At 72.4% G+C, this 22245-nt stretch carries 16 protein-coding genes and 1 pseudogene; 9 read left to right on the top strand and 8 right to left on the bottom strand.

Features of this window, described 5'->3' with window-relative positions; genetic code table 11:
• Nucleotides 1-3 precede the first annotated feature (3 nt).
• The 3 genes from KU893_RS09845 to KU893_RS09835 form a co-directional block, all read right to left on the bottom strand.
• On the bottom strand, nucleotides 4-777 hold the full coding sequence (locus KU893_RS09845; RefSeq protein ID WP_425575337.1) for an electron transfer flavoprotein subunit beta/FixA family protein: 774 nt from the start codon (nucleotides 775-777) through the stop codon (nucleotides 4-6).
• Between the two features lie 182 nt (nucleotides 778-959).
• A complete protein-coding gene (locus tag KU893_RS09840; protein ID WP_246592393.1) occupies nucleotides 960-1346 on the bottom strand; it encodes a hypothetical protein in 387 nt (128 codons plus the stop codon).
• A gap of 5 nt (nucleotides 1347-1351) precedes the next feature.
• Nucleotides 1352-2137, bottom strand: a complete 786-nt coding sequence (locus KU893_RS09835) for an enoyl-CoA hydratase/isomerase family protein (protein WP_218234174.1) — start codon at nucleotides 2135-2137, stop codon at nucleotides 1352-1354.
• A gap of 142 nt (nucleotides 2138-2279) precedes the next feature.
• Here KU893_RS09835 and glgX point away from each other — a divergent pair, with 142 nt between their 5' ends.
• Nucleotides 2280-4388, top strand: a complete 2109-nt coding sequence (gene glgX, locus KU893_RS09830) for a glycogen debranching protein GlgX (protein WP_218234173.1) — start codon at nucleotides 2280-2282, stop codon at nucleotides 4386-4388.
• A 295-nt stretch (nucleotides 4389-4683) separates the two neighbouring features.
• On the opposite strand, the gene glgP is transcribed toward glgX, so the two are convergent.
• Nucleotides 4684-7269 carry an alpha-glucan family phosphorylase gene (gene glgP / locus KU893_RS09825; protein ID WP_218234172.1) on the bottom strand — a complete coding sequence of 862 codons (2586 nt, stop codon included), beginning with the start codon at nucleotides 7267-7269 and terminating at the stop codon, nucleotides 4684-4686.
• A 455-nt stretch (nucleotides 7270-7724) separates the two neighbouring features.
• Between glgP and KU893_RS09820 the strand changes: the two genes are divergently transcribed.
• Genes KU893_RS09820 through KU893_RS23565 form a run of 4 tightly spaced genes read left to right on the top strand, consistent with a single transcriptional unit; the run spans nucleotide 7725 to nucleotide 14191 of the window.
• Complete coding sequence (locus KU893_RS09820) at nucleotides 7725-8963, top strand: molybdopterin molybdotransferase MoeA (RefSeq protein ID WP_218234171.1); 1239 nt, start codon at nucleotides 7725-7727, stop codon at nucleotides 8961-8963.
• 34 nt (nucleotides 8964-8997) lie between these two features.
• Complete coding sequence (locus KU893_RS09815; protein WP_218234170.1) at nucleotides 8998-11025, top strand: alpha-1,4-glucan--maltose-1-phosphate maltosyltransferase; 2028 nt, start codon at nucleotides 8998-9000, stop codon at nucleotides 11023-11025.
• The gene (gene treS / locus KU893_RS09810) at nucleotides 11022-12719 is read left to right on the top strand and encodes a maltose alpha-D-glucosyltransferase (RefSeq protein ID WP_218234169.1); all 1698 of its coding nucleotides are present in this window, start codon (nucleotides 11022-11024) and stop codon (nucleotides 12717-12719) included. The genes KU893_RS09815 and treS overlap by 4 nt, the downstream gene beginning before the upstream one ends.
• The gene (locus KU893_RS23565; RefSeq protein WP_308167217.1) at nucleotides 12716-14191 is read left to right on the top strand and encodes a maltokinase N-terminal cap-like domain-containing protein; all 1476 of its coding nucleotides are present in this window, start codon (nucleotides 12716-12718) and stop codon (nucleotides 14189-14191) included. The genes treS and KU893_RS23565 overlap by 4 nt, the downstream gene beginning before the upstream one ends.
• Here KU893_RS23565 and KU893_RS09800 read toward each other — a convergent pair.
• Nucleotides 14124-14813, bottom strand: a pseudogene (locus KU893_RS09800) (N-acetylmuramoyl-L-alanine amidase family protein); the annotation flags it as partial. The gene KU893_RS23565 and the pseudogene KU893_RS09800 sit on opposite strands and share 68 nt — an antisense overlap.
• 39 nt (nucleotides 14814-14852) lie before the next feature.
• Between KU893_RS09800 and KU893_RS09795 the strand changes: the two are divergent.
• Complete coding sequence (locus KU893_RS09795) at nucleotides 14853-15371, top strand: pyridoxamine 5'-phosphate oxidase family protein (RefSeq protein ID WP_218234168.1); 519 nt, start codon at nucleotides 14853-14855, stop codon at nucleotides 15369-15371.
• 239 nt (nucleotides 15372-15610) lie between these two features.
• Here the strand turns inward: KU893_RS09795 and KU893_RS09790 are convergent, their stop codons facing one another.
• On the bottom strand, nucleotides 15611-16864 hold the full coding sequence (locus KU893_RS09790) for a multidrug effflux MFS transporter (RefSeq protein ID WP_218234167.1): 1254 nt from the start codon (nucleotides 16862-16864) through the stop codon (nucleotides 15611-15613).
• A gap of 92 nt (nucleotides 16865-16956) precedes the next feature.
• Between KU893_RS09790 and glgB the strand changes: the two genes are divergently transcribed.
• Entirely contained in the window at nucleotides 16957-18837 is a 1881-nt protein-coding gene (gene glgB / locus KU893_RS09785; RefSeq protein WP_372449688.1) for a 1,4-alpha-glucan branching protein GlgB, read from the top strand.
• A 4-nt stretch (nucleotides 18838-18841) separates the two neighbouring features.
• Nucleotides 18842-19624 carry an NUDIX domain-containing protein gene (locus KU893_RS09780; RefSeq protein WP_218234165.1) on the top strand — a complete coding sequence of 261 codons (783 nt, stop codon included), beginning with the start codon at nucleotides 18842-18844 and terminating at the stop codon, nucleotides 19622-19624.
• Here the strand turns inward: KU893_RS09780 and KU893_RS09775 are convergent.
• A complete protein-coding gene (locus KU893_RS09775) occupies nucleotides 19548-20528 on the bottom strand; it encodes an EamA family transporter (protein WP_257441635.1) in 981 nt (326 codons plus the stop codon). The genes KU893_RS09780 and KU893_RS09775 overlap by 77 nt on opposite strands.
• Before the next feature lie 73 nt (nucleotides 20529-20601).
• Here KU893_RS09775 and KU893_RS09770 point away from each other — a divergent pair, with 73 nt between their 5' ends.
• Nucleotides 20602-21501 (top strand): LysR family transcriptional regulator, encoded by a 900-nt coding sequence (locus KU893_RS09770; RefSeq protein ID WP_218234163.1) that lies wholly within the window; start codon nucleotides 20602-20604, stop codon nucleotides 21499-21501.
• On the opposite strand, the gene KU893_RS09765 is transcribed toward KU893_RS09770, so the two are convergent.
• Entirely contained in the window at nucleotides 21488-22231 is a 744-nt protein-coding gene (locus KU893_RS09765; protein WP_218234162.1) for an EI24 domain-containing protein, read from the bottom strand. The genes KU893_RS09770 and KU893_RS09765 overlap by 14 nt on opposite strands.
• Between the last annotated feature and the right edge of the window lie 14 nt (nucleotides 22232-22245).

Here is a 22245-nt window from a genome sequence, read left to right as displayed (position 1 = left end):
TCCTCAGATGAACTTCTTCGACGCGAGGAAGTCGACCAGCGCCGTGGCGCCCGAGCCGTCCTCGTCCTTGACGATCTCGCCGGCGGTGCGCGCGGGACGGGCGGTCACGGACTCGACCTTCGTCCACGCGGCGTCGAGGCCGACCTCGGAGGCGTCCACGCCGATGTCGGCGAGGGTGAGCGACTCCAGCGGCTTCTTCTTCGCGGCCATGATGCCCTTGAAGGAGGGGTAGCGCGCCTCGCCCGACTGGTCGGTGACCGAGAGGACGAGCGGCAGGGTGCCGCCGATGACCTCGGTGGCGGTGTCGCCGTCACGCTTGATGCGGACCTGGTCGCCCTGGGTCTCGACGACGGCCGCGAGGGTGACCTGCGGCAGGCCGAGGCGCTCGGCGAGCATCGCGGGAACGACGCTCAGGCCACCGTCGGTGGACGCGAGGCCGCCGACGACGAGCTCCGGGACACCGATCTTCTCGATCGCCTTGGCGAGCACGAGCGAGGTCGCGACGGCGTCCGAGCCGGCGATCGCGTCGTCCTGCACGTGGACCGCCTTGTCGGCACCCATCTGCAGCGCCTTGCGGACCGCGGCCTCGGCCTCGGCCGGGCCCACGGTCAGCGCGGTGACGGTGATCTCCTCGTCGGCGCGCTTCTCCTTGATCTGGAGGGCCTGCTCGACCGCGTACTCGTCGAGCTCGGAGAGGAGACCGTCGACACCGACGCGGTCGACAGTGTTGTCCGCCTCGAACTTCCGGTCACCCGTGGCGTCGGGGACGTACTTCACAAGAACGACAATGTTGGAGAGAGTCATGGTTGTGGCCGGACCGGCCCCTTCCTGTGCAACGTGAGCCCTGCCGCGTGATCGGGCAGGGAACAGCTCTGGTCCGCTGAGGACAGCGTCTCGCAGGCTACCGCCCGGTCACCAGCGGCGGGACCCTGGTCCACGTGGCGTCCGCCACAGGGACCTCACGGGCGGATGACGCGCTCGAGCGCCCGTCCGATCACGAGGTAGACCACCGAGGCGAGGCCGTAGTTGAACAACGCGGTCTTGACCCCGGCGTTCTTGCCCTCGAACGCCTTCACCGGGTTGTCGAGGTCGAAGAAGCTGAGGTCGAAGACGTCGGCGAGGTCACGCACCAGCTTGACCAGACCGTTGTCCTCGTTGGCCTCCAGGGCGTACGTGAACGCCGCGACGGCGAGCACCAGGGCGAGGCTCATGCAGACGATCCACACGACGCGGGCGACGTTGTCGCGCATCCGCGCGGCGCTCAGCGAACGGCTGACCGGCGGTGCCGGGGCATCGCGGCCGGCGGCCTCGCCGGCCGCGGTCTTCGGCTCGTCGCTGGAGCTCATCGCAGTCACCGCCCCTCGAAGGTGGCCTTGCCCGGCCCGTTCTCGATGAACGACTGCATGCCGGTGCGGCTGTCGCCGGTCGCGAAGATCGCCGCGAAGCTGTGCCGCTCGACCTGCAGGCCGGTCTCGATGTCGACCTCGAGGCCGCGGTCGACGGTCTCCTTGATCGCCCGCAGCGCGTACGGCGCCGCGGTGGCGAACTTCGAGGCCCAGGCCACCGCCTCGGCGTACACGTCGGCAGCGGGGACCACGCGGTCGACCAGGCCGATCGCGAGCGCCTCCTCGGCCTTCACGAAGCGACCGGTGTAGAGCAGGTCCTTGGCCTTGCTGGGGCCGACGAGCCGGGGCAGCCGCTGGGTACCCCCGGCGCCGGGGATGATGCCGAGCAGGACCTCGGGCTGGCCGAGCACCGCATTGTCGGCGGCGAAGCGCACGTCGGCGGCCAGCGCGAGCTCGCAGCCGCCACCGAGGGCGTAGCCGTTGACGGCCGCGACCACCGGCTTCGGGATCCGCGCCACCGCGTTGACGGCGTCCTGCAGCTTCTGCACGCGGTCGACCATGTCCGTGTAGGACATGTCGGCCATCTCCTTGACGTCGTTGCCGGCGGCGAAGACCTTCTCGCCGCCCCACACGACCACCGCGCGGACGTCGCTGCGGTCGGTGGCCTCGGCCGCGGCGAGCGCCAGCTCGTCTTGGACCTGGATGCTGATCGCGTTCATCGCCTTGGCCCGGTCGAGCCGGATCGTCCCGACCCCGTCGGCAACCTCCAGGCGCACGAACTCCGCAGTCATCTGCTCCCTCTCGTCACGTACCGGTCCCTCAAGGTGAGGTGGGGACCCCGTCCCCTGCCGCATTCTGCCGCGCCCGGACCGCTGCGGTCACCTGAACCCGCCCTTTGGGCACGCCGTCACCGTGCCCGGGCACAATGGCCGGGTGACCCTCGGCCTCTGGCGCACCCTCGGAGAGCATGCACCGGTGTGGCCCGGCCGCAACTGGCCGCTGGGGGCGACCTGGTCGCCGGAGGCGACCAACTTCGCCGTCCACTCCCCCGCCGCCACCGCCGTGTGGCTGTGCCTGTACGACGACGAGCCCGGCGAGCCCGGCGAGCGGCGGCTCCCCCTGACCGAGCAGTCCCTGGGCATCTGGCACGGCGCCGTGCCCGACGTCGCGCCCGGCACGCGCTACGGCTTCCGGGTCGAGGGACCGTGGCAGCCCGACGAGGGCCTGCGCTTCGACCCGGACACGCTGCTCCTCGACCCCTACGGCCTCGCGGTCGCCGGCACCCAGGACGACGCGCAGAGCGTGGTGGTGGACCCGGCGTTCGACTGGGGCGACGACGCCCCGATGCGGCGACGCTGGCGCGACACCGTGATCTACGAGCTGCACGTCAAGGGGTTCACGAGGCTGCACGACCGGATCCCTCCCGAGCTGAGGGGCACCTACGCCGGGCTGGGCCACCCGGTGGTGACCCAGTACCTCCAAGACCTCGGGGTCACCGCGGTCGAGCTGTTGCCGGTGCAGCAGTTCTTCTCGGAGCCGGCGCTGCTGGAGCGCGGGACGGTGAACTACTGGGGCTACAACCCGATCGGCTACTTCGCCCCCGACGCGTCGTACTCCTCCTCCGGCGACCGGGGCGGCCAGGTCACCGAGTTCAAGCAGATGGTGCGCTCGCTGCACGCCGCGGGGCTCGAGGTGATCCTCGACGTCGTCTACAACCACACCGCCGAGGCCGGGGCCGACGGTCCGACGTACTCCTTCCGGGGACTGGACGACCGCGGCTTCTACCGCCGGATGCCCTCGGCCGACGGGTACGACGACACCTACTGGGACGTCACCGGGTGCGGCAACACGGTCAACACCGAGGACCCGCTGGCGCTGCGGCTGATCCTCGACTCGCTGCGGTACTGGGTCACCGAGATGCACGTCGACGGCTTCCGCTTCGACTTGATGTCCGCCCTCACCCGCACTGCGGGGACCGACGGGATCCCGGTCGACATGGCGTGCAAGCTCCTGATCGCGATCGGCCAGGACCCGGTGCTGCGGCACGTGAAGCTGATCGCCGAGCCGTGGGACACCTCGATGGACGGATACCTGGTCGGCGGGATGCCGCCGCCGTGGGTGGAGTGGAACGACCAGTACCGCGACACCATCCGCGACTTCTGGCGCGGCCGCTCCGACGGCACCCACGCCGTCGCCACCCGGCTCGCCGGTTCCTCGGACCTGTACGCCGACGACGGCCGCTCGGCGTACAACTCGGTCAACTTCGTGACCGCCCACGACGGGTTCACCGTGCGCGACCTGGTGTCCTACGACGCCAAGCACAACGAGGCCAACGGCGAGGACAACCGCGACGGCACCGACAACAACCGGTCCTGGAACCACGGGGTCGAGGGCGAGACCTCGGACCCTGCCGTGGTCGCGCTGCGGCGGCGCCAGGCCGCAAACCTGATGGCCACCCTGTGTCTGTCCAACGGTGTCCCGATGCTCACCGCCGGCGACGAGCGCGGCCGCACCCAGCGCGGCAACAACAACGCCTACTGCCAGGACAACGAGATCTCGTGGCTCGAGTGGCGCGCCGACGGCGAGCCCGGCGCGTGGCTCGACGTCTACGAGGTGACGCGGGCCGCCCTGCGGCTGCGCCGCGAGCACCCCGCGCTGCGCCAGCGGCACTGGTTCGAGGGGCGTCCAGCCATCGTCGGCGGCCCCAAGGACCTCGCCTGGCTGCACCCGTCGGGCCGCGAGATGACCGACGAGGACTGGCACGACTCCACGCTGCACACGATCGGGATGTTCGTGTCCGGCAGGCCGCTGCGCGAGCCCGGCCCGCGTGGCGAGCAGCAGATCGACACGTCCTTCCTGATCTGGTTCCACGCCGGCCCGGATGCGGTCGAGGTGCACCTGCCCGACAACGACTGGGTGCACGCGGGCTCCGTCGTGCTCTCGACCGACCCGGGGCTGCCCGAGGGCACCCGGGTCGCCGTCGGCGCGCTGGTGTCGATCGGTGCGCGCAGCGTGGTGGTCATGCAGGAGAGCGACGCCTGAGATCCGGTGGTCGAGGCGCGACCAGTGCCAGCCCTCCGGTGGTTGAGGCGCGACGAGCCCCAGCACTCCGGTGGTTGAGGTGCGACGAGCGCCAGCGAGGAGCCTCGAAACCACCCGATCCGACGAGCCCACCGCAGGCGGGTTCGCGAGGTCGGTCCGGCGGTTTCGAGGCTCGGCCGCGGGCGGCCTCGCACCTCAACCACCGGCAGCGCACTCGGCCGCGGGCGGCCTCGCACCTCAACCACCGGCAGCGCACTCGACCGCGGGCGGCCTCGCACCTCGGCCACCGACGGAGTCAGGCGAGGGCGACGACCCCCAACTCGGCGGGCGCGACGAGCAGCGGGTTCGCCGGGAGCACCCGGACGGTGTAGCCGAACGGGCCGGAGCGGCCGAGCTCGACGTCGCCGTCGAAGCGGTGCCGGCCGCCGTCGTACGACTCGACCAGGCGGAGCGGGACGACGGACGCGGCGACGATGTCGTCCTCGGCGTCGACCCGGCCGTGGACCAGCTGGACCTCGACGTCGTGCGGCGCCAGGTCGCCGAGGGCGACGTAGGAGCGGACGTGGAGCACGGCGCCGACCTCGGCGACGTCGCCGATGCCCTCGGCCTCGACGTGCTCGACGCGGACGCCGTCCCAGGCGTCGCGCACGTGGGCCTTCCAGGCGGCGAGGTCGCGGGCGCCGTTCTCGACCGCCGCGAGCGCCCGGGCGTTGTGGGCGGCGGGCGCGTAGAGCTGCTCGACGTAGTCGCGGACCATCCGGGTGGCCAGCACCTTGGGACCGAGGTTCGCCCAGGTGTGGCGCAGCATCTCGACCCAGCCGGCGGGCACACCCTCGTGGTCGTGGTCGTAGAACCGCGGCGTGACCTCGTTCTCGATCAGGTCGTAGAGGGCGGCCGCCTCGAGGTCGTCGCGCTGGTCGGAGTAGTCCTCCAGGCCGTCGGCGGACGGGATCGGCCAGCCGAACTCCGGCTCGTACCACTCGTCCCACCAACCGTCGAGGATCGACAGGTTGAGGCCGCCGTTGAGCGCCGCCTTCATGCCCGAGGTGCCGCAGGCCTCGTAGGGGCGCAGCGGGTTGTTGAGCCACACGTCGCAGCCCGGGTAGAGCGGCTGCGCGAGCGCGATGTCGTAGTTGGGCAGGAACACGATCCGGTGCCGCACGTCCTCGGCGTCGGCGAAGCGGACCAGCTCCTGGATCAGCCGCTTGCCGCCGTCGTCGGCGGGGTGCGCCTTGCCAGCGACGACCAGCTGGACCGGGCGCTCGGGGTGCAGCAGCAGCGCCTTGAGGCGGTCGGGGTCGCGCAGCATCAGCGTCAGCCGCTTGTACGACGGCACCCGGCGCGCGAAGCCGATCGTCAGCACGTCGGGGTCGAGCGCGTCGTCGATCCAGCCGAGCTCGGCGGGCGAGGCGCCGCGCTTCTCCCACGACTTGCGCAACCGACGGCGGGCGTCGTCGACGAGCCGCTGGCGCAGCAGCCGCTTGGTGCGCCACACCTCGGTGCCAGGCACCTTGTCGAAGGCCGCCCAGAACGCGGCCGCATCGTCACCGTGGTAGTCGGCGCCCTGCGCCTCGGCGAGCGCGGCGACCTCGGGCGCGACCCAGGTCGGCGCGTGCACGCCGTTGGTGATCGAGGTGATCGGCACCTCGGCCTCGTCGAAGGCCGGCCACAGGCCGTTGAACATGCCGCGGCTGACGTGGCCGTGCAGCTGGGAGACGCCGTTGGCGCGCTGCGCGAGCCGGAATCCCATGACCGCCATGTTGAACACGCCGGGGTCGCCGCCCTCGTAGTCCTCGGCGCCGAGCGCCAGCACCTGGTCGACGGGCACGCCCGGGGTGGCGCCGTGCTCGCCGAGGTACTGCTCGACGAGGGTGCGCGGGAACCGGTCGATGCCCGCCGGAACCGGGGTGTGCGTGGTGAAGACGGTCGACGCGCGCCCCGCCTCCAGCGCAGTGGCGAAGTCGACGTCGCTCTCGGCGCTCAGCTCGCGGATCCGCTCCACGCCGAGGAACCCGGCGTGGCCCTCGTTGGTGTGGAACACCTCCGGCGCCGGGGCACCGGTGATCCGGGAGTACGCCCGGAGCGCGCGGACCCCGCCCACCCCGAGCAGCAGCTCCTGACGCAGGCGGTGCTCGGTGTTGCCGCCGTAGAGCCGGTCGGTGACCAGGCGGTAGGCCTCGGGGTTCTCCTCGACGTCGGTGTCGAGCAGCAGCAGCGGCACCCGGCCGACACTGGCCACGAACACCCGCGCGAGCAGGTCCGGGCCGTCGGGCATCCGGATCGCGATCGTCGTCCGGCTGCCGTCGTGCTCGTGGAGCAGCGACAGCGGCAGCTCGTCGGGGTCGAGGACCGGGTAGCTCTCCTGCTGCCAGCCGTCACGCGAGAGCGCCTGCTTGAAGTAGCCGTGCCGGTAGAGCAGCCCGACCCCGACGATCGGCACACCCAGGTCGCTGGCCGCCTTGAGGTGGTCACCGGCGAGGATGCCGAGGCCGCCGGAGTACTGGGGCAGCACGGCGGTGATCCCGTACTCCGGCGAGAAGTAGGCGATCGACGCCGGCCAGGTCCGGTCGGGCTCGGCCGACCGGGCGCGCTGGTACCAGCGGTCCTCGGCGAGGTACGACGCCAGGTCGGCCCGCACCTCCCCCACCCGTCGGACGTAGTCCTCGTCGCCGACCAGCTCGTCCCACCGCTGCGCGCTGACCTCGCCGAGCATCCGCAGCGGGTCGTGCCCGGCGGCGCGCCACAGCTCGGGATCGATGTCGGCGAACAGCGCCTGGGTCGGCGGGTGCCAGGACCAGCGCAGGTTGGCCGCGAGCTCGCCCAGCGAGGCGAGCGCGTCGGGCAGGACGGGGCGGACCGTGAACCTCCGGATCGCACGCATGGACCGACGGTAACCAATCTGACTTGAACGATCCAATACGTGTCCGTGAACGCGGGGTTAGATGCGACACGGGGTTCCGCGTAACGCGGACCCGCCCCAGGCCGTTGGGGTGGTACCGACGGGCGGGGTGGAGTCATGGGGGCCGCCTCGCCCGTCGTTCACTGTCCCGGTGGGGGGGGGGGGGGCGCGCCGCGCCCCCGGGCGGGGCGGGGGGGCGGGGCTCGCGCGCTCGCGCCGCACCGGATCAGGCAGGGAGATCGAGTAGGCGCGCAGCGCCGAGCTTGCGAGGCGCTGCGACCGCCGTATCGAGATCCATCTCGTCGCGCAGGGCGGTTTGCTGCAGCACGTCACCGCGTCTCGATACGCCCTCGGCTAGCGCCTCGGGCTACTCGACGGACTCAAGGCCCGGGCTCGGGCGACGCGACGACCTCGGACCGCGCCCTAGGCTGGCGCCGATGACTACCGCACCCCTGCGCCCGGTCCCCGAGCACCAGCGCCACGTCGCCGCCCTCCTCGCCGCGGGCCACGGACCGGACCGGCCGTGGCCGACCGAGACGGTCGCGCTGGACCAGGCGCGCGGGCGGGTCCTCGTCGAGCCGGTGACGGCGCCGGAGCCGCTGCCGGCGTTCGACAACTCCGGGATGGACGGGTACGCCGTCCGCGCGGTCGACGTCGCGACCGCCACTGCGGACTCCCCTGTCCGGTTGAGCGTCGGGGAGGACATCCCCGCCGGGGCACCGGTGGGCGAGCTGGCCCCGGGCACGGTGCGGCGGATCATGACCGGCGCCGCCGTGCCCCGGGGCGCCGACGCGGTGGTCGAGGTGGAGGTGACCGACGGCGGCACCGAGACGGTCGAGATCCGTGCGGCTCGACCCACGGGCAGCTTCGTGCGCACTGCCGGCTCCGACGTCGCGCAGGGCCAGGAGGTCCTCCCCGCGGGCGTGACGCTGGGACCGGCCCAGCTGGGCGTGCTGGCGGCGTTCGGCGTCCGCGAGGTCGTCGTACGACGCCGGCCGCGGGTGCTGGTCGTCTCGACCGGCTCCGAGCTGGCCGAGGACCCCGCCCCGGGCTCCGGTCAGATCCGCGACGCCAACGGCGTCCTGCTCGCGGCGGCCGTCGAGGAGGCCGGCGGGGTCGCGGTGCGCAAGCTGTGGGTCGAGGACGACGTGCCGACCTTCCTCGCCCTGCTCGACGGCGAGCTGGCCGCCGGCGACATCGACCTCGTCATCACGAGCGGCGGCGTCAGCGCGGGGGCCTACGAGGTGGTCAAGGACGGCCTCGGGCCCCGCGGGGTCGAGTTCGTGAAGGTCGCGATGCAGCCCGGGATGCCCCAGGGCTCGGGCCTCGTCGACAACACACCGGTCGTCTGCCTGCCCGGCAACCCGGTCAGCGCGCTGACGTCGTGGGAGGTGTTCGTCCGCCCCGCGCTGCGGCGGGCGTTCGGGCACCCGCGCCCGCAGCGCACCGTCGTGCGCGCCACGCTCACCGAGCCGCTGCAGCCGCTGAGGGGCAAGCGCCAGCTGCGCCGCGCCCGCCTGGACCGCACCACCGGGACGGTCGCCCCCTGGGGCCCGCCGGGCTCGGGCTTCCTCGGCTGGTTCGCCGGCGCCGACGCGCTCATCGACCTCCCCGCCGACGGCGCTCCGCTCGCCGCCGGCGACGCCGTGGAGGTGTGGGACCTGACGTCCGGCTAGACGCACCCCATCACGGACTCGATAGGTTCGAGTCATGGTCGGACGCATCCCCGTGATCGACGTCGCGCCGGTCCTCGAGGCCGGAACCAGCAATCCCCCCGAGAACGGCCGCCTGCCCGTCAAGGCCAGCCTGGGCGAGCCCTTCCCGGTGCGGGCGACCGTGTTCCGCGAGGGACACGACCGCCTCGGGGCCGAGGTGGTGCTCGTCGGCCCCGACGGCGTACGACGACCGCCGGTGCGGATGCACGCCCTGCCGGTGCGCGACCGGTTCAGCGTGGACCGGTACGAGGCCTGGGTCAGCGCCGATGCCGAGGGCGCGTGGTCCTTCGAGATCCACGCCTGGTCGAGCCCGCTCGGCACCTGGTTCCACGACGCCGGCATCAAGATCCGCGCCGGGGTCGACGTGGAGCTGATGTTCGCCGAGGGCCGGCTGCTGTTCGAGCGGGTTCTCGCCGGCGGCGGTCTCACGAAGGCCGAGGGGAAGACCGTGCGCGCCGCGATCGCCGCGGCCGGCGACGACACGAGGCCGGTCGAGGCCCGCCTCGCGCAGCTCGAGTCGCCCGAGGTGGTCACCACCCTCGAGGCCCACCCGCTGCGCGACCTGCTCACCGTCGAGGGGCCGTACCCGGTCTTCGTCGACCGCTCCCGCGCCCTGTTCGGCAGCTGGTACGAGCTGTTCCCGCGCTCCGAGGGCGCGACCTACGACCCGGCGACGGGCGAGGTCACCAGCGGCACCTTCCGCACGGCCGCCGAGCGGCTTCCCGCGGTCGCCGCGATGGGCTTCGACGTCGTCTACCTGCCGCCGATCCACCCGATCGGCGAGGTCAACCGCAAGGGCCCCAACAACACCGTGCTGCCCGACGGCGAGCCCACTCCCCCGGACTGGAAGGGCTCGCCCTGGGCGATCGGCAGCAAGGACGGCGGTCACGACGCCGTCCACCCCGACCTCGGCACGATCACGGACTTCGACGCCTTCGTCGCGGCGGCCAAGGAGCTCGACCTGGAGGTCGCGCTCGACCTCGCCCTGCAGTGCGCACCCGACCATCCGTGGGTCGCCGCGCACCCGGAGTGGTTCACCACCCGTGCCGACGGGACGATCGCCTACGCCGAGAACCCGCCGAAGAAGTACCAGGACATCTACCCGGTCAACTTCGACAACGACCCCGCCGGCATCGCCGCCGAGGTGCTGCGCGTCGTCCGGCACTGGATGGACCACGGCGTGCGGATCTTCCGCGTCGACAACCCCCACACCAAGCCGGTCGCGTTCTGGCAGTGGCTGCTGGCCGAGGTCCGTCGTACCGACCCCGACGTGCTCTTCCTCGCCGAGGCGTTCACCAAGCCGCCGATGCTGCAGACCCTCGGAGCGATCGGGTTCCACCAGTCCTACACGTACTTCACCTGGCGCACCGAGAAGGTCGACGTCGAGGACTACCTGCGCGAGGTGTCGCAGGAGTCGGCGCACCGGATCCGGCCGAACTTCTTCGTCAACACCCCCGACATCCTCCACGAGTTCCTGCAGTACGGCGGCCCGGCCGCCTTCCGGATCCGCGCCGTGCTGGCGGCGATGTCCTCGCCCAGCTGGGGCATGTACGCCGGCTACGAGCTCGGCGAGCACGTCGCGGTCAGACCGGGCAGCGAGGAGTACCTCGACTCGGAGAAGTACCAGATCCGGGTCCGGGACTGGGCGTCCGCCACCAGCGGCACGACGGACGGCAGCGGCCTGACGTCGTACGTCACCCGGCTCAACGCGATCCGGCGGGCCCACCCGGCGCTGCAGCTCCTGCGCAACCTGCGCCTGCACCAGGCCGAGGACGACCACGTCGTGGCCTGGTCGAAGCGGGCGGGGAACGACACGGTGGTCGTGGTGCTCAGCCTCGACCCGCACCAGGTCCGCGAGTCGATGGTCCACCTCGACCTCGCCGCGCTCGGCCTCGAGCCCGGGACCTCGTTCACGGTCCACGACGAGCTCACCGGAGCTTCGTGGACCTGGGGCGAGCACAACTACGTCCGGCTCGATCCTGCGCAGCCGGCGCACATCCTGACCGTGAAGGGGCACTCATGACCAGGGCCGAGTCGATCGTCCTCAACGAGGAGCCCGAGTGGTTCCGCACCGCCGTCTTCTACGAGGTGCTGGTCCGCTCGTTCCGCGACTCCAACGCCGACGGCACGGGTGACTTCCGGGGACTGACCGAGAAGCTCGACTACCTGCAGTGGCTGGGCGTCGACTGCCTGTGGGTGCCGCCGTTCTTCACCTCGCCGCTGCGTGACGGCGGGTACGACGTCGCCGACTACACGAACATCCTCCCCGAGTGCGGCACGGTCGAGGACTTCCACGCCTTCCTCGACGCCGCGCACGAGCGCGGGATCCGGGTGATCATCGACTTCGTGATGAACCACACCAGTGACGCGCACCCGTGGTTCCAGGCCTCGCGCACCGACCCCGACGGCCCGTACGGCGACTTCTACGTCTGGTCCGACACCGATGAGCTCTACCAGGACGCGCGGATCATCTTCGTCGACACCGAGCCGTCGAACTGGACCTGGGACCAGACCCGCGGCCAGTACTACTGGCACCGGTTCTTCCACCACCAGCCCGACCTCAACTTCGACAACCCCAAGGTCCACGACGCGATGCTGGAGGCGATGGCGTTCTGGCTCGACATGGGCCTCGACGGGTTCCGGCTCGACGCGGTGCCGTACCTCTACGAGCGACCGGGGACCAACGGCGAGAACCTCCCCGAGACCCACGAGTTCCTGCGCAAGGTCCGCAGGTTCGTCGACGACAACTACCCGGGCCGGGTGCTGCTGTGCGAGGCCAACCAGTGGCCGACCGACGTCGTCGAGTACTTCGGCGACCCGGCCGTCGGCGGCGACGAGTGCCACATGGCCTTCCACTTCCCGGTGATGCCTCGCATCTTCATGGCGGTGCGGCGCGAGTCCCGCTTCCCGATCTCGGAGATCATGGACCAGACACCGGACATCCCGTCCGGCTGTCAGTGGGGCATCTTCTTGCGCAACCACGACGAGCTGACCCTGGAGATGGTCGCCGACGAGGACCGCGACTACATGTGGGGCGAGTACGCCAAGGACCCCCGGATGAAGGCCAACATCGGCATCCGCCGCCGGCTGGCGCCGCTGCTCGACAACGACACCAACCAGATCGAGCTGTTCACCGCGCTGCTGCTCTCGCTGCCGGGCTCGCCCGTCCTCTACTACGGCGACGAGATCGGGATGGGCGACAACATCTGGCTCGGTGACCGCGACGGCGTCCGCACGCCGATGCAGTGGACCCCCGACCGCAACGCCGGCTTCTCCTCGGCCACCCCCGGCAAGCTGCACCTGCCAGCGATCCAGGACCCGGTCTACGGCTACCAGAGCGTCAATGTCGAGGCGCAGCTGGAGAACCCCTCCTCGCTGCTGCACTGGACCCGGCGGATGATCCACATCCGCCGGCAGCACGACGCGTTCGGGCTCGGCACGTTCGCCGACCTCGGCGGCTCGAACCCGACGGTGCTGTCCTACGTCCGCGAGCACGCGGAGGACGACGTGATCCTCTGCGTCAACAACCTCTCCCGCTTCCCGCAGCCGGTGGAGCTCGACCTGCGCCGCTTCGAGGGCCGGGTCCCGGTCGAGCTGCTCGGCGGCGTCCCGTTCCCCCGGATCGGCGAGCTCCCGTATCTCCTGACGCTGAGCGGGCACGGCTTCTACTGGTTCCGGTTGACGGATCCGGAGACGACCGGAAGGCCGGTGCTGTGACCGACTCGTTCCTCGCCCCGTTCCTCGAGCGCAGCCGCTGGTTCGGCGGCAAGGGGCGCGCGTTCACCGTCACGGGCACCCGCGAACTGCTGCGCCTGGGCGCCGCGCCGGAGGTGGTGCTGCTCCTGGTCGAGGTCACCTACCCGTCGACGGGCTCCGGTCAGGCCGAGGACCAGCGTGAGCTCTACCAGGTCCCCCTCGCGCTGTACGACGAGCCGCAGGAGCGTCTGGAGCACGCCCTGGTCGGGCACTGGCCCGACGACGGGACCGGCCGGCCGGCGTACGACGCCCCGGCTGACCGGGCCGCGATGGCGCACCTGCTGCGGGCCTTCGGTGAACGTCCCGGCTTCGTGCGACTCTCGGGGCACGACCTCGACCTCGACGCGCCCGGCAGCCTGTTCAGCGGCGAGCAGTCGAACTCGTCGGTGCTGTTCGGCGAGGACTCGGTGCTCAAGCTGTTCCGGAAGGTGACGCCCGGCGAGAACCCGGACATCACCACCCACCGGGTGCTGACCGAGGCCGGGTCGACCCACGTCGCCCAGCTCTACGGCTGGATCGAGGTCGAGGACCTCCAGCTCGGGATGCTCCAACAGTTCCTGCGCACCGCCAGCGACGGCTGGGACCTGGCCCTGGCCAGCGTCCGTGACCTGTTCGCCGAGGCCGACCTGCACGCCGAGGAGGTCGGCGGCGACTTCGCCAGCGAGGCCGCCCGGCTCGGCACCGCGCTCGCCGAGGTGCACGCGCAGCTGGCGACGTCGTTCCCGGTCTCCTCCGTCGACGGCGCCGACCTGGCCGCGGCGATGCGCACCCGGCTGGCGGCCTCCGTCGAGGTGGTTCCCCAGCTCGCGGAACACGCCTCCGCCGCGCAGCGCGTCTTCGCGGCGGTGGCCGACCTGGGCGCCGTACCCGTCCAGCGGGTGCACGGCGATCTCCACCTCGGCCAGACCCTGCGCACCGTGCTCGGCTGGAAGCTGGTCGACTTCGAGGGTGAGCCCGCCAAGCCGCTGGCCGAGCGGGTGCTCCCCGACTCCCCCTGGCGCGACGTCGCCGGCATGCTCCGCTCCTTCGACTACGCCCCGCACGCGGTCGCGGAGGCGATGCCCGAGGAGGATCCGGACGTGCTGCACCAGCGCGGCGTCCGCGCCGACGAGTGGGCGCGGCGCAACCGCAAGGCGTTCCTGGCGGCGTACTGCGGCGAGGCGGGGCTCTCCCCGACCGGCCGGGCCCTGCTCACCGCCTACGTCGTCGACAAGGCGGTCTACGAGTGCGTCTACGAGGCGCGCAACCGCCCCACCTGGCTGCCGATCCCGCTCGCGGGGGTGGCGCGACTCAGCGCAGGTGGCGGCGGACGGCTGCGGCGAGCGCCGCGGCGTACCTCCGCTGCCCCTTCGCCGAGGCCATCACCCGGGCGTCGGCGGCGCTGCGCATGTTGCCGAGCTCGACCATCGCGGTCGGGACCTCGGACAGGTTGAGCGTGGCGAGGTCGGAGCGGTAGGTGAAGCCACGGCCGCCGGCCGTGTAGGTGGCGTCGCGGAATCCGCGGTCGTGGAGGGCGCCGCGGACGGTGCGGCCGAAGGACGTCGAGGCGGCGCGACCGTCCGGCTTGGCCGCGACGATGACGTGGAACCCGTGGCCGCCGCTCAGCGAGCCGTCGCCGTGGATGCTGAGCTTGAGGTCGGCCGGCCGGTCCCAGCCGCGGAAGCCCGCGTTGCCGAGCCGGCCGCGGACGTCGACGCACGGGCCCCAGTCGTCGCGGCTGTTGGTGGTGCGGGTGAGCACGACCTCGGCGCCGAGCGCGCGCAGCCGCCGGGTGAGCGCGCGGGCCACGCGCCAGACGAACGTCGCCTCGGGGAAGCCGCCGTTGGTCGCCGTACCCGTGGTGTTGCAGGGCTTGCGCTGGCCGTTGCCGGCGTCGACGGGCTGGTTGATCTCGGCGCGGTGCCGGGAGTTGCCGAGCTGGTGGCCCGGGTCGATGACGACCACCCGTCCGGCGAGCGGCAGCTCGGCGCGGGTCGCCGCCGACGGTTGCGCCGGTGCTGGAGTGGCGGGCGTGAGCAGGGCGGCGAGGACGGCGAGCACCACGAGACGGGCCATACCCGCATGATGGTCCATCCGGCCGCGAGAGGATCGGGCATGCCCGTCACCAACCCCTGGCTCGCCGGCCCGTCCCCCGACGCCGCGCTCCCCCGCGACCAGCTCGAGGAACGGATCCTCAACCTGCTCTCGAGCCAGAACACCGCGGTGATCGCCACCGTCAACGCCGACGGCTCCCCCGCAGCCACGCCGGTCCGCTTCTTCAGCCTGGGGCTCGAGATCTTCTACACCAGCTGGAACGCGTCGCCGAAGTCGCGCAACCTGGCCCGCGACCCGCGGGTCTCGGCCGGGATCGTGGCCCCGCTCGTCGGCCAGGCCAGCAGCCGCGGCGTCCAGCTGTTCGGCACCGCACGCACCCTCGAGCGCGATCACCCCGATGCCGACGGCTACTGGGAGGCGGTGCGCTGGCAGGCCGACCACGTCGAGCGCGGGCGCTCGCTGTCCGAGCCACCCTCGGATCCGCTGACCGTGATCACGCCGGACCGGATCGTGTACACCGAGCACTGGCTGCGGCGCGGCGGCTACGCGCCACGGCAGACCTGGCGACGCGGGGACTGATTCTGCGTCGACCGCAGCTCGACCGGCTCGCGCTGACCCATGTCCTGAAGGTCCCCGCAGCACAGCGCTCCAGCGGTTGCGCAGGCTCGGCGCGAGCGTCCAGGGCGCGCGACCTCGGCAGCGTCGAGCTCCCACCAGCCCCAGGCGTCACCACGGAGACGCAATCCATGCGCCTGTCAGGCGTTGCAACCCCTGACAAGCGCATGGATCCCCGGACGTCCGGGGATCCATGCAGCCGCCTACAGCAGCTCGACCGGCTCCCGCTCACCCACGTCCCCGGACACCGCGCAGTCCCGGTCCTCGACGGCGCAGTGCCAGCTCCAGCACAGCTGGCCGGCGCCGACGCCGATCAGTGCGGCGACGGCGAAGCCGAGGCCCGAGCCACCGATCACGGGGACGACGGCCACGGCCGTCACGGCGTTGAGCAGAAGGGCGACGAAGGTGGCCAGCGAGACCACGGCGCCGCGGCGGAGCGGGAAGCGGTCGAGCATCATCAGCTGCAGGGTCGGGTAGGTGACGCCGTTGCCGAGGGCGATGAGGGAGACGCCGACGACGGCCCAGGGCAGCTCGTCACCGGCGCCGAGCGCCGCGACGACCACGCCGATCACACCGCCGGCGAAGGACGTCGTGCAGCCCCAGGAGACGAGGCGGCGGGCGGAGATCCGCCCGGCGGCGCGACCGCAGAGCCAGGAGCCGAGCATCATCGAGCCGATCATGGGGACGAAGAGCTTCCAGAAGTCGAGCTCGCCCTCGCCGAGCACGTCGACGACGAAGATCGCGGCGCCGCCGATGTAGAGGAACTGGGCGCCGAAGACCAGTGCGGTCGCCCAGCCGAGGCGGTGGAAGGCGCCGACCCGGCCGACCTCGACCAGGCCGCCGAGGACGGCGCCGACCCGTAGGGGGACCCGCCGCTCGCGCGGGTGTGTCTCGGGCAGGAGGAAGACCACGGCCAGGATCAGCAGCACGCCGAGGCCGGCCTGGAAGCCGAAGATCAGCTCCCACGGGCCGAGCTGGAGCAGCGCGCCGCCGAGGATCGGACCGATCGCCGGCGCGAGACCGAAGATGACCGCGACCCGGCTCATCAGCTTCTGGGCCTGCGGACCGTCGAACAGGTCGCGGATCACGGTCCGGCTGACGATCGTCGCCCCGCCGGCGCTCAGCCCCTGCAGGGCGCGGAACGCCAGCAGGACCGGCAGGCTGCCCGCGACCATGCAGCCCAGGGACGCGAGGACGTAGACCGCGACCCCGCCGACCATGACCGGGCGCCGACCGACGGCGTCCGACAGCGGGCCGTGGAAGACGCTCATCAGCGCGAACGAGCCGAGGTAGACGGTGACGATCAGCTGCAGCGCACCGGTGTCGACGCCGAGGTCGCGGCCCATCTCCGGGAACGCCGGGAACGGCGTGTCGATGCTGAAGGGCCCGATCATCGAGAGCAGCGCCAACACGGCGGGGACGAGGACCGTGTATCTCCAGCCGATGCGTTCGCTCACCCGCGCATCATTCCCCACGGGCTAGACTCAACGAGATGCCGCCCACTGAGCGCAGCACCCCATCCGCAACCGCAGCGTCCTTCCTCGGCGAGATGGACCTCCACCTCGTCGGCGAGGGTCGGCACGAGCAGCTGTGGCACGTCCTCGGTGCCCACGTCCGCGCCGAGCCCGAACCAGGGACCAGCTTCGTCGTCTGGGCCCCCAACGCCCGCAACGTCAGCGTCGTCGGCGACTTCAACGGCTGGGACGGCAACGCCCACCGGCTGACCACGATCGGCTCCGGCCTCTGGGAGGTCTTCGTACCGGGCGTCGGGTCCGGCGCCTCCTACAAGTACGTCGTCGAGGGCGCCGACGGCATCTGGCGCCACAAGGCCGACCCGATGGCGTTCCACGCGGAGGCCCCGCCGGCGACGGCGTCGCGCGTCTTCTCCAGCGCCCACACCTGGCAGGACGACGCCTGGCTCGCCGCGCGCGCGACCAGGCAACCGGTCAACGAGCCGATGGCGACGTACGAGCTCCACCTCGGCTCGTGGAAGCGCCACCCCGACGGCTCCTTCTGGTCGTACGACGAGCTCGCCGCCGACCTGCCCGGCTACCTCGCCGACCTGGGGTTCACCCACGTCGAGCTGATGCCGGTCATGCAGCACCCGTTCGGCGGCTCCTGGGGCTACCACGTGACCGGCTACTTCGCCCCCGACGCCCGGTTCGGCGACCCCGACGGCTTCCGGCGCCTCGTCGACGCCCTGCACCAGGCCGGCATCGCGGTGATCCTCGACTGGGTGCCCGGCCACTTCGCGACCGACGACTGGGCGCTGGTCCGCTTCGACGGGACGCCGCTCTACGAGCACCCCGACCCGCAGCGCGGCTGGCATCCCGAGTGGGGCTCCTACATCTTCGACTTCGGCCGGCCCGAGGTCCGCAACTTCCTGGTCGCCAACGCGCTGTACTGGCTCGAGGAGTTCCACGTCGACGGCCTGCGGGTCGACGGCGTCGCCTCGATGCTCTACCTCGACTACGGCCGCAAGGACGGCGCGTGGACCCCCAACCGGTACGGCGGTCACGAGCACCTCGAGGCCGTGCAGTTCCTGCAGGAGCTGAACGCGACGGCCTACAAGCGGGTGCCGGGGATCGTCACGATCGCCGAGGAGTCCACCGCGTGGCCGGGCGTGACGGGGGCGACGTCGGGCGGCGGGCTGGGGTTCGGGTTCAAGTGGAACATGGGCTGGATGCACGACAGCCTGCGCTACCTCGCGCACGACCCGGTGCACCGCTCGTACCACCACGGCGAGATGGCGTTCTCGCTCGTCTATGCGTTCTCGGAGAACTACGTGCTGCCGCTCAGCCACGACGAGGTGGTCCACGGCAAGGGTTCGCTGGTGCGCAAGATGCCCGGCGACCGGTGGCAGCAGCTCGCGACGCTGCGCGCCTACCTCGCCTACATGTGGGCGCACCCCGGCAAGCAGCTGGTGATGATGGGCACCGAGCTCGCGCAGGAGACCGAGTGGGCCGAGGCACGCGAGCTCGACTGGTGGCTGCTGCAGAAGCCCGACCACGCCGGCGTGCGTGACTTCGTGCGCGACCTCAACGCCCGCTACCGCGAGGAGCCCGCGCTGTGGCGCCTCGACAACGACCCGGCCGGGTTCGCCTGGATCGACGCGCAGGACGCCGGCCACAACGTCTTCTCGTTCGTACGCCGCGCCGGTGACGCCGGCTCACCGGACCTGGTCTGCGTCACCAACTTCGCCGCCGTCCCCCACGACTACCGGCTCGGCCTCCCGGTCGCCGGCGAGTGGACCGAGCTGCTCAACTCCGACGCCACGGCGTACGGCGGCAGCGGGGTCGGCAACCTCGGCGTGGTGCAGGCGCGGGCGGCCGGTCCGCTCGAGTCGGGCGCGCCCGGCGGCAGCCCGGCGTACGCCGACCTCGTGGTGCCCCCTCTCGCCACGCTCTGGTTGCGCTCACCCGTAGGGTGACCCCGTGTCCGAGCCCGAGATCAGCCACTGGACCGTCGATGACGGGATCGCCCGGCTGACCTGGACCTCGGACCTGACCGAGCGCGGCTGGCAGGCCGCCGTCGATGTCGTGCGCCACCAGGTGGCCGCCGCCCTCACCGACCACGATCGGGTCGAGGTGAAGGTCGCCATCGACGACGCGGAGGCGCAGCGGATCGCGACCTGGTCGGGGCTGCGGCGCGAGGGCGTCCAGCGGGGCCGGGCGGGCGACGTGGTGGTCTACGCGCGGCTGGTCGACGACGTCCCGGTGCACGAGCCGGGCGGGTTCCGGGCGCTGCTCAACTCCTTCCTGCCGCGCAAGCGCGGGATCGGCCAGATGCTGGTGCGCGACTCCGACGGGGCCGACGGGTCCGAGCCACGGGTGCTCCTGTGCAACCTGACCTACAAGGCCGACTGGGACCTGCCCGGCGGCGTGGTCGAGGTCGGTGAGTCGCCCCGGGTCGCGGTCTCCCGCGAGGTCGAGGAGGAGCTCGACCTCACCATCGAGGCGGGCCGGCTGCTCCTCACCGACTGGCTGCCGCCGTGGGGCGGCTGGGACGACGCCCTGTGCCTGGTGTTCGACGGCGGCGTGCACCCGGCGTCGATCGTGCAACAGATCGTCCCGCAGGCCAGGGAGATCAAGACGGCCGACTTCCTCACCCTCGCCGAGATCGACGAGCGGGCGGCCGACTTCACCGCCCGGCGGGTGCGGGCCGCCCTGGCGAGCCTGGCCGGGACGGGGCCGGCGTACACGGAGTCTGGTCGCTGACCTCCCGCACCCCATCCGTTCTGGTCGCCGATTCCGCCTGGCCACGACCGAACCGCATGGGGCGCGCCGACACGGCCACCCCGAGCACCAGCACCGCTCCCCCGACCAGCTCCCCGGTCGAGGGCACCTCGTCGAGCAGCGCCCACGCCGAGCCGATGGCGACGGGCGGCACGAGCAGGATCCACGGCACCACCGCGGCCGACGGGTTGCGCGAGAGCAGGGTGTTGAAGATCCCGTAGCCCACCAGCGAGGCGAGGCCGGCGGTGTAGAGCGTCGAGACCGCCGCCCGCCACCCGAAGGCGCCGATCCCGTCGACCACCGCCGCCGGGCCGTCGACCACGAGGGAGAGCAGCACGAGCGGCACCGGTACGACGAGCGCGGACCACACGGTCAGCGACAGCCCGCCGGTGGCGCCCGAGGCGCGCGAGACGACGTTGCCGATCGCCCACATGAGGGCGGCCGTCAGGCACAGCAGCAGGGCCACCGCGGGGACGTGGCCGCCGCGGCCGAGGCCGACGACCACGAGCCCGAGGACGCCGAGCACGACACCGGCCACCTGCGGGCCGGTCGGCCGCTCGCGCAGCACCGCGGCGGCCAGCACGATGGTGAGCACCACCTGCGCCTGGAGCACCAGCCCGGCGAGCCCGGGCGGCATCCCGGCGTCCATGGCGACGTAGAGGAACGCGAACTGGCCCAGCGACATGAAGGTGCCGACCGCGGCGACGGTGCGCCACGGCACCGGCGGCGGGTCGAGCAGGAAGACCGCCGGGACGACGACGGCGAGGAAACGGGCGGCGAGGAACAGCAGCGGCGGCACCTCGCCCATGCCCCAGTCGATGACGACGAAGTTGAAGCCCCAGATCGCGGCGACGAGGGCGGCGAGGGACTGGTCACGGCGGCTCACGTCGTCCAGCATCCCGGGCCCGACGTTGAAGCACCAGCAAACAGAACTGCGGCGAACGATGTAGCGTTGCTGCATGATCGATCTGGACGCGCTCGCCGGCCTCCGCGCCGTCGCCACCCACGGCTCGGTGGTCGGCGCGGCCACCGCGACCGGGTACACCCCGAGCGCCATCTCCCAGCAGGTCAAGCGCCTGGAGAAGCAGACCGGCGTCCCCCTGCTCGAGCGGGTCGGTCGCGGGGTGATGCTGACCAGCCACGGCCAGCACCTCGTCGACGCCGGCGAGCAGGTCCTCGCGGACCTCGAGCAGCTCGAGGCCACCTTGCAGCAGCGCGCCGGCGTCGTGGCCGGTCGGATCCGGCTCGCCGCCTTCTCCACCGCCATGCGTGGCCTGGTGGCACCGATCGCCCGCAGCCTGCGCGACGCCCACCCCGGCCTCACCCTCACGCTGCGCGAGGCCGAGCCGTGGGACGTCGTCGAGCTGGTCGCGAGCGGTCAGGTCGAGCTCGGGATCGTGCATCGCTGGGGCGGCGTCCCGCTCGCCGTCCCCGACCACGTCGCCGCCACTCCCCTGCACGGCGACGTCGCCGACCTGATCGTGCACCGCGAGGACCCGCTCGCCACCCGCACCCGGGTCACGCCGCACGACCTGGTCGACGTCGGCTGGATCGCCACCCCCGAGGGCACGATCTGTCGCCAGTGGCTCTCCCGGATGTACGACGGCACCGGCCGTCCTCCCCGCATCGCCCACGTCTCCGCGGAGTTCGAGTCCCACCTCGCCCTGGTGCGAGCCGGGCTCGGCGTCGCGCTGGTCCCCCGTATGGGGCGCGCGGCGCTCGGCGCCGACCTGGTCGCCGTACCGGTGGCCGATCCCGAGCCGGTCCGGCTCATCGACGCGCTGCACCGGCGCACGATGGCCGACTCGCCGGCGGTCCGGGCGGTGCTGGCGGCGTTCGACGGGGTCAGCGCGGGCTGAGCCCGGCGCCGGGCTCCAGCGCCTCCCGGGCCAGGTAGGTCGCGCCGGCGACCGCCGCCGGCATGACCAGGATGCCGCCGAAGGGCACCAGGAAGCAGGCCTGGACGCACACGCCGAAGCCGAGCATCGCGCCGCGGTGCCGGCGCATCAGCGCCGCCCGGGCGGCGCGGTCCATGCCCCGAGCCTCGAGCGGTCGGGAGACGAGCTCGCCGGCGAGCAGCCGGCCGGAGACGGCGAGCCCGAGCACGGCGCCGACCACCGTGCCGACGACGGGCAGCAGCCCGATCAGGAAGACGCCGATCGCCGTGGCCAGGCCGAGCACGACGAGCGCCAGCCCGTCGGTCGCGCCGCGGACCCAGCCGACCCCCCGGTCGGGGACGTCACCGCCGAGCGAGAGCTCGACCTCCTTCCAGATCTTCTCGTAGAAGGGATCGCCCACGGCCAGGGTCAGGCCGGTGTAGGTGACGATCGCGAGCATCCCGGCGCCCGCGAGGACCAGCACGTAGAGCGCGGCACGGAACAGGCCACGGACCGTCTCGTCCCAGCCGTCGGCGAACGGCGTCGCCCAGCCGACCACGTCGTCGACGTACAGCACGAGGACGACGAACAGCGCCGCCACGAGGGCCGCCACGATCACGGCGGGGACGATGCCCAGCAGCATCAGCGCGGGACGCTCGCGCCACAGGCGCAGCCCGCGCAGGAGATACCCGGCGCCGCGCCCGAAACCCATGCCAGGAGCCCGCG

The sequence above is a fragment of the Nocardioides daeguensis genome (genome assembly GCF_019192965.1).
GTDB classification, from domain to species: Bacteria; Actinomycetota; Actinomycetes; order Propionibacteriales; family Nocardioidaceae; genus Nocardioides; species Nocardioides daeguensis.
This window is presented reverse-complemented; position numbering and strand designations above follow the sequence as displayed.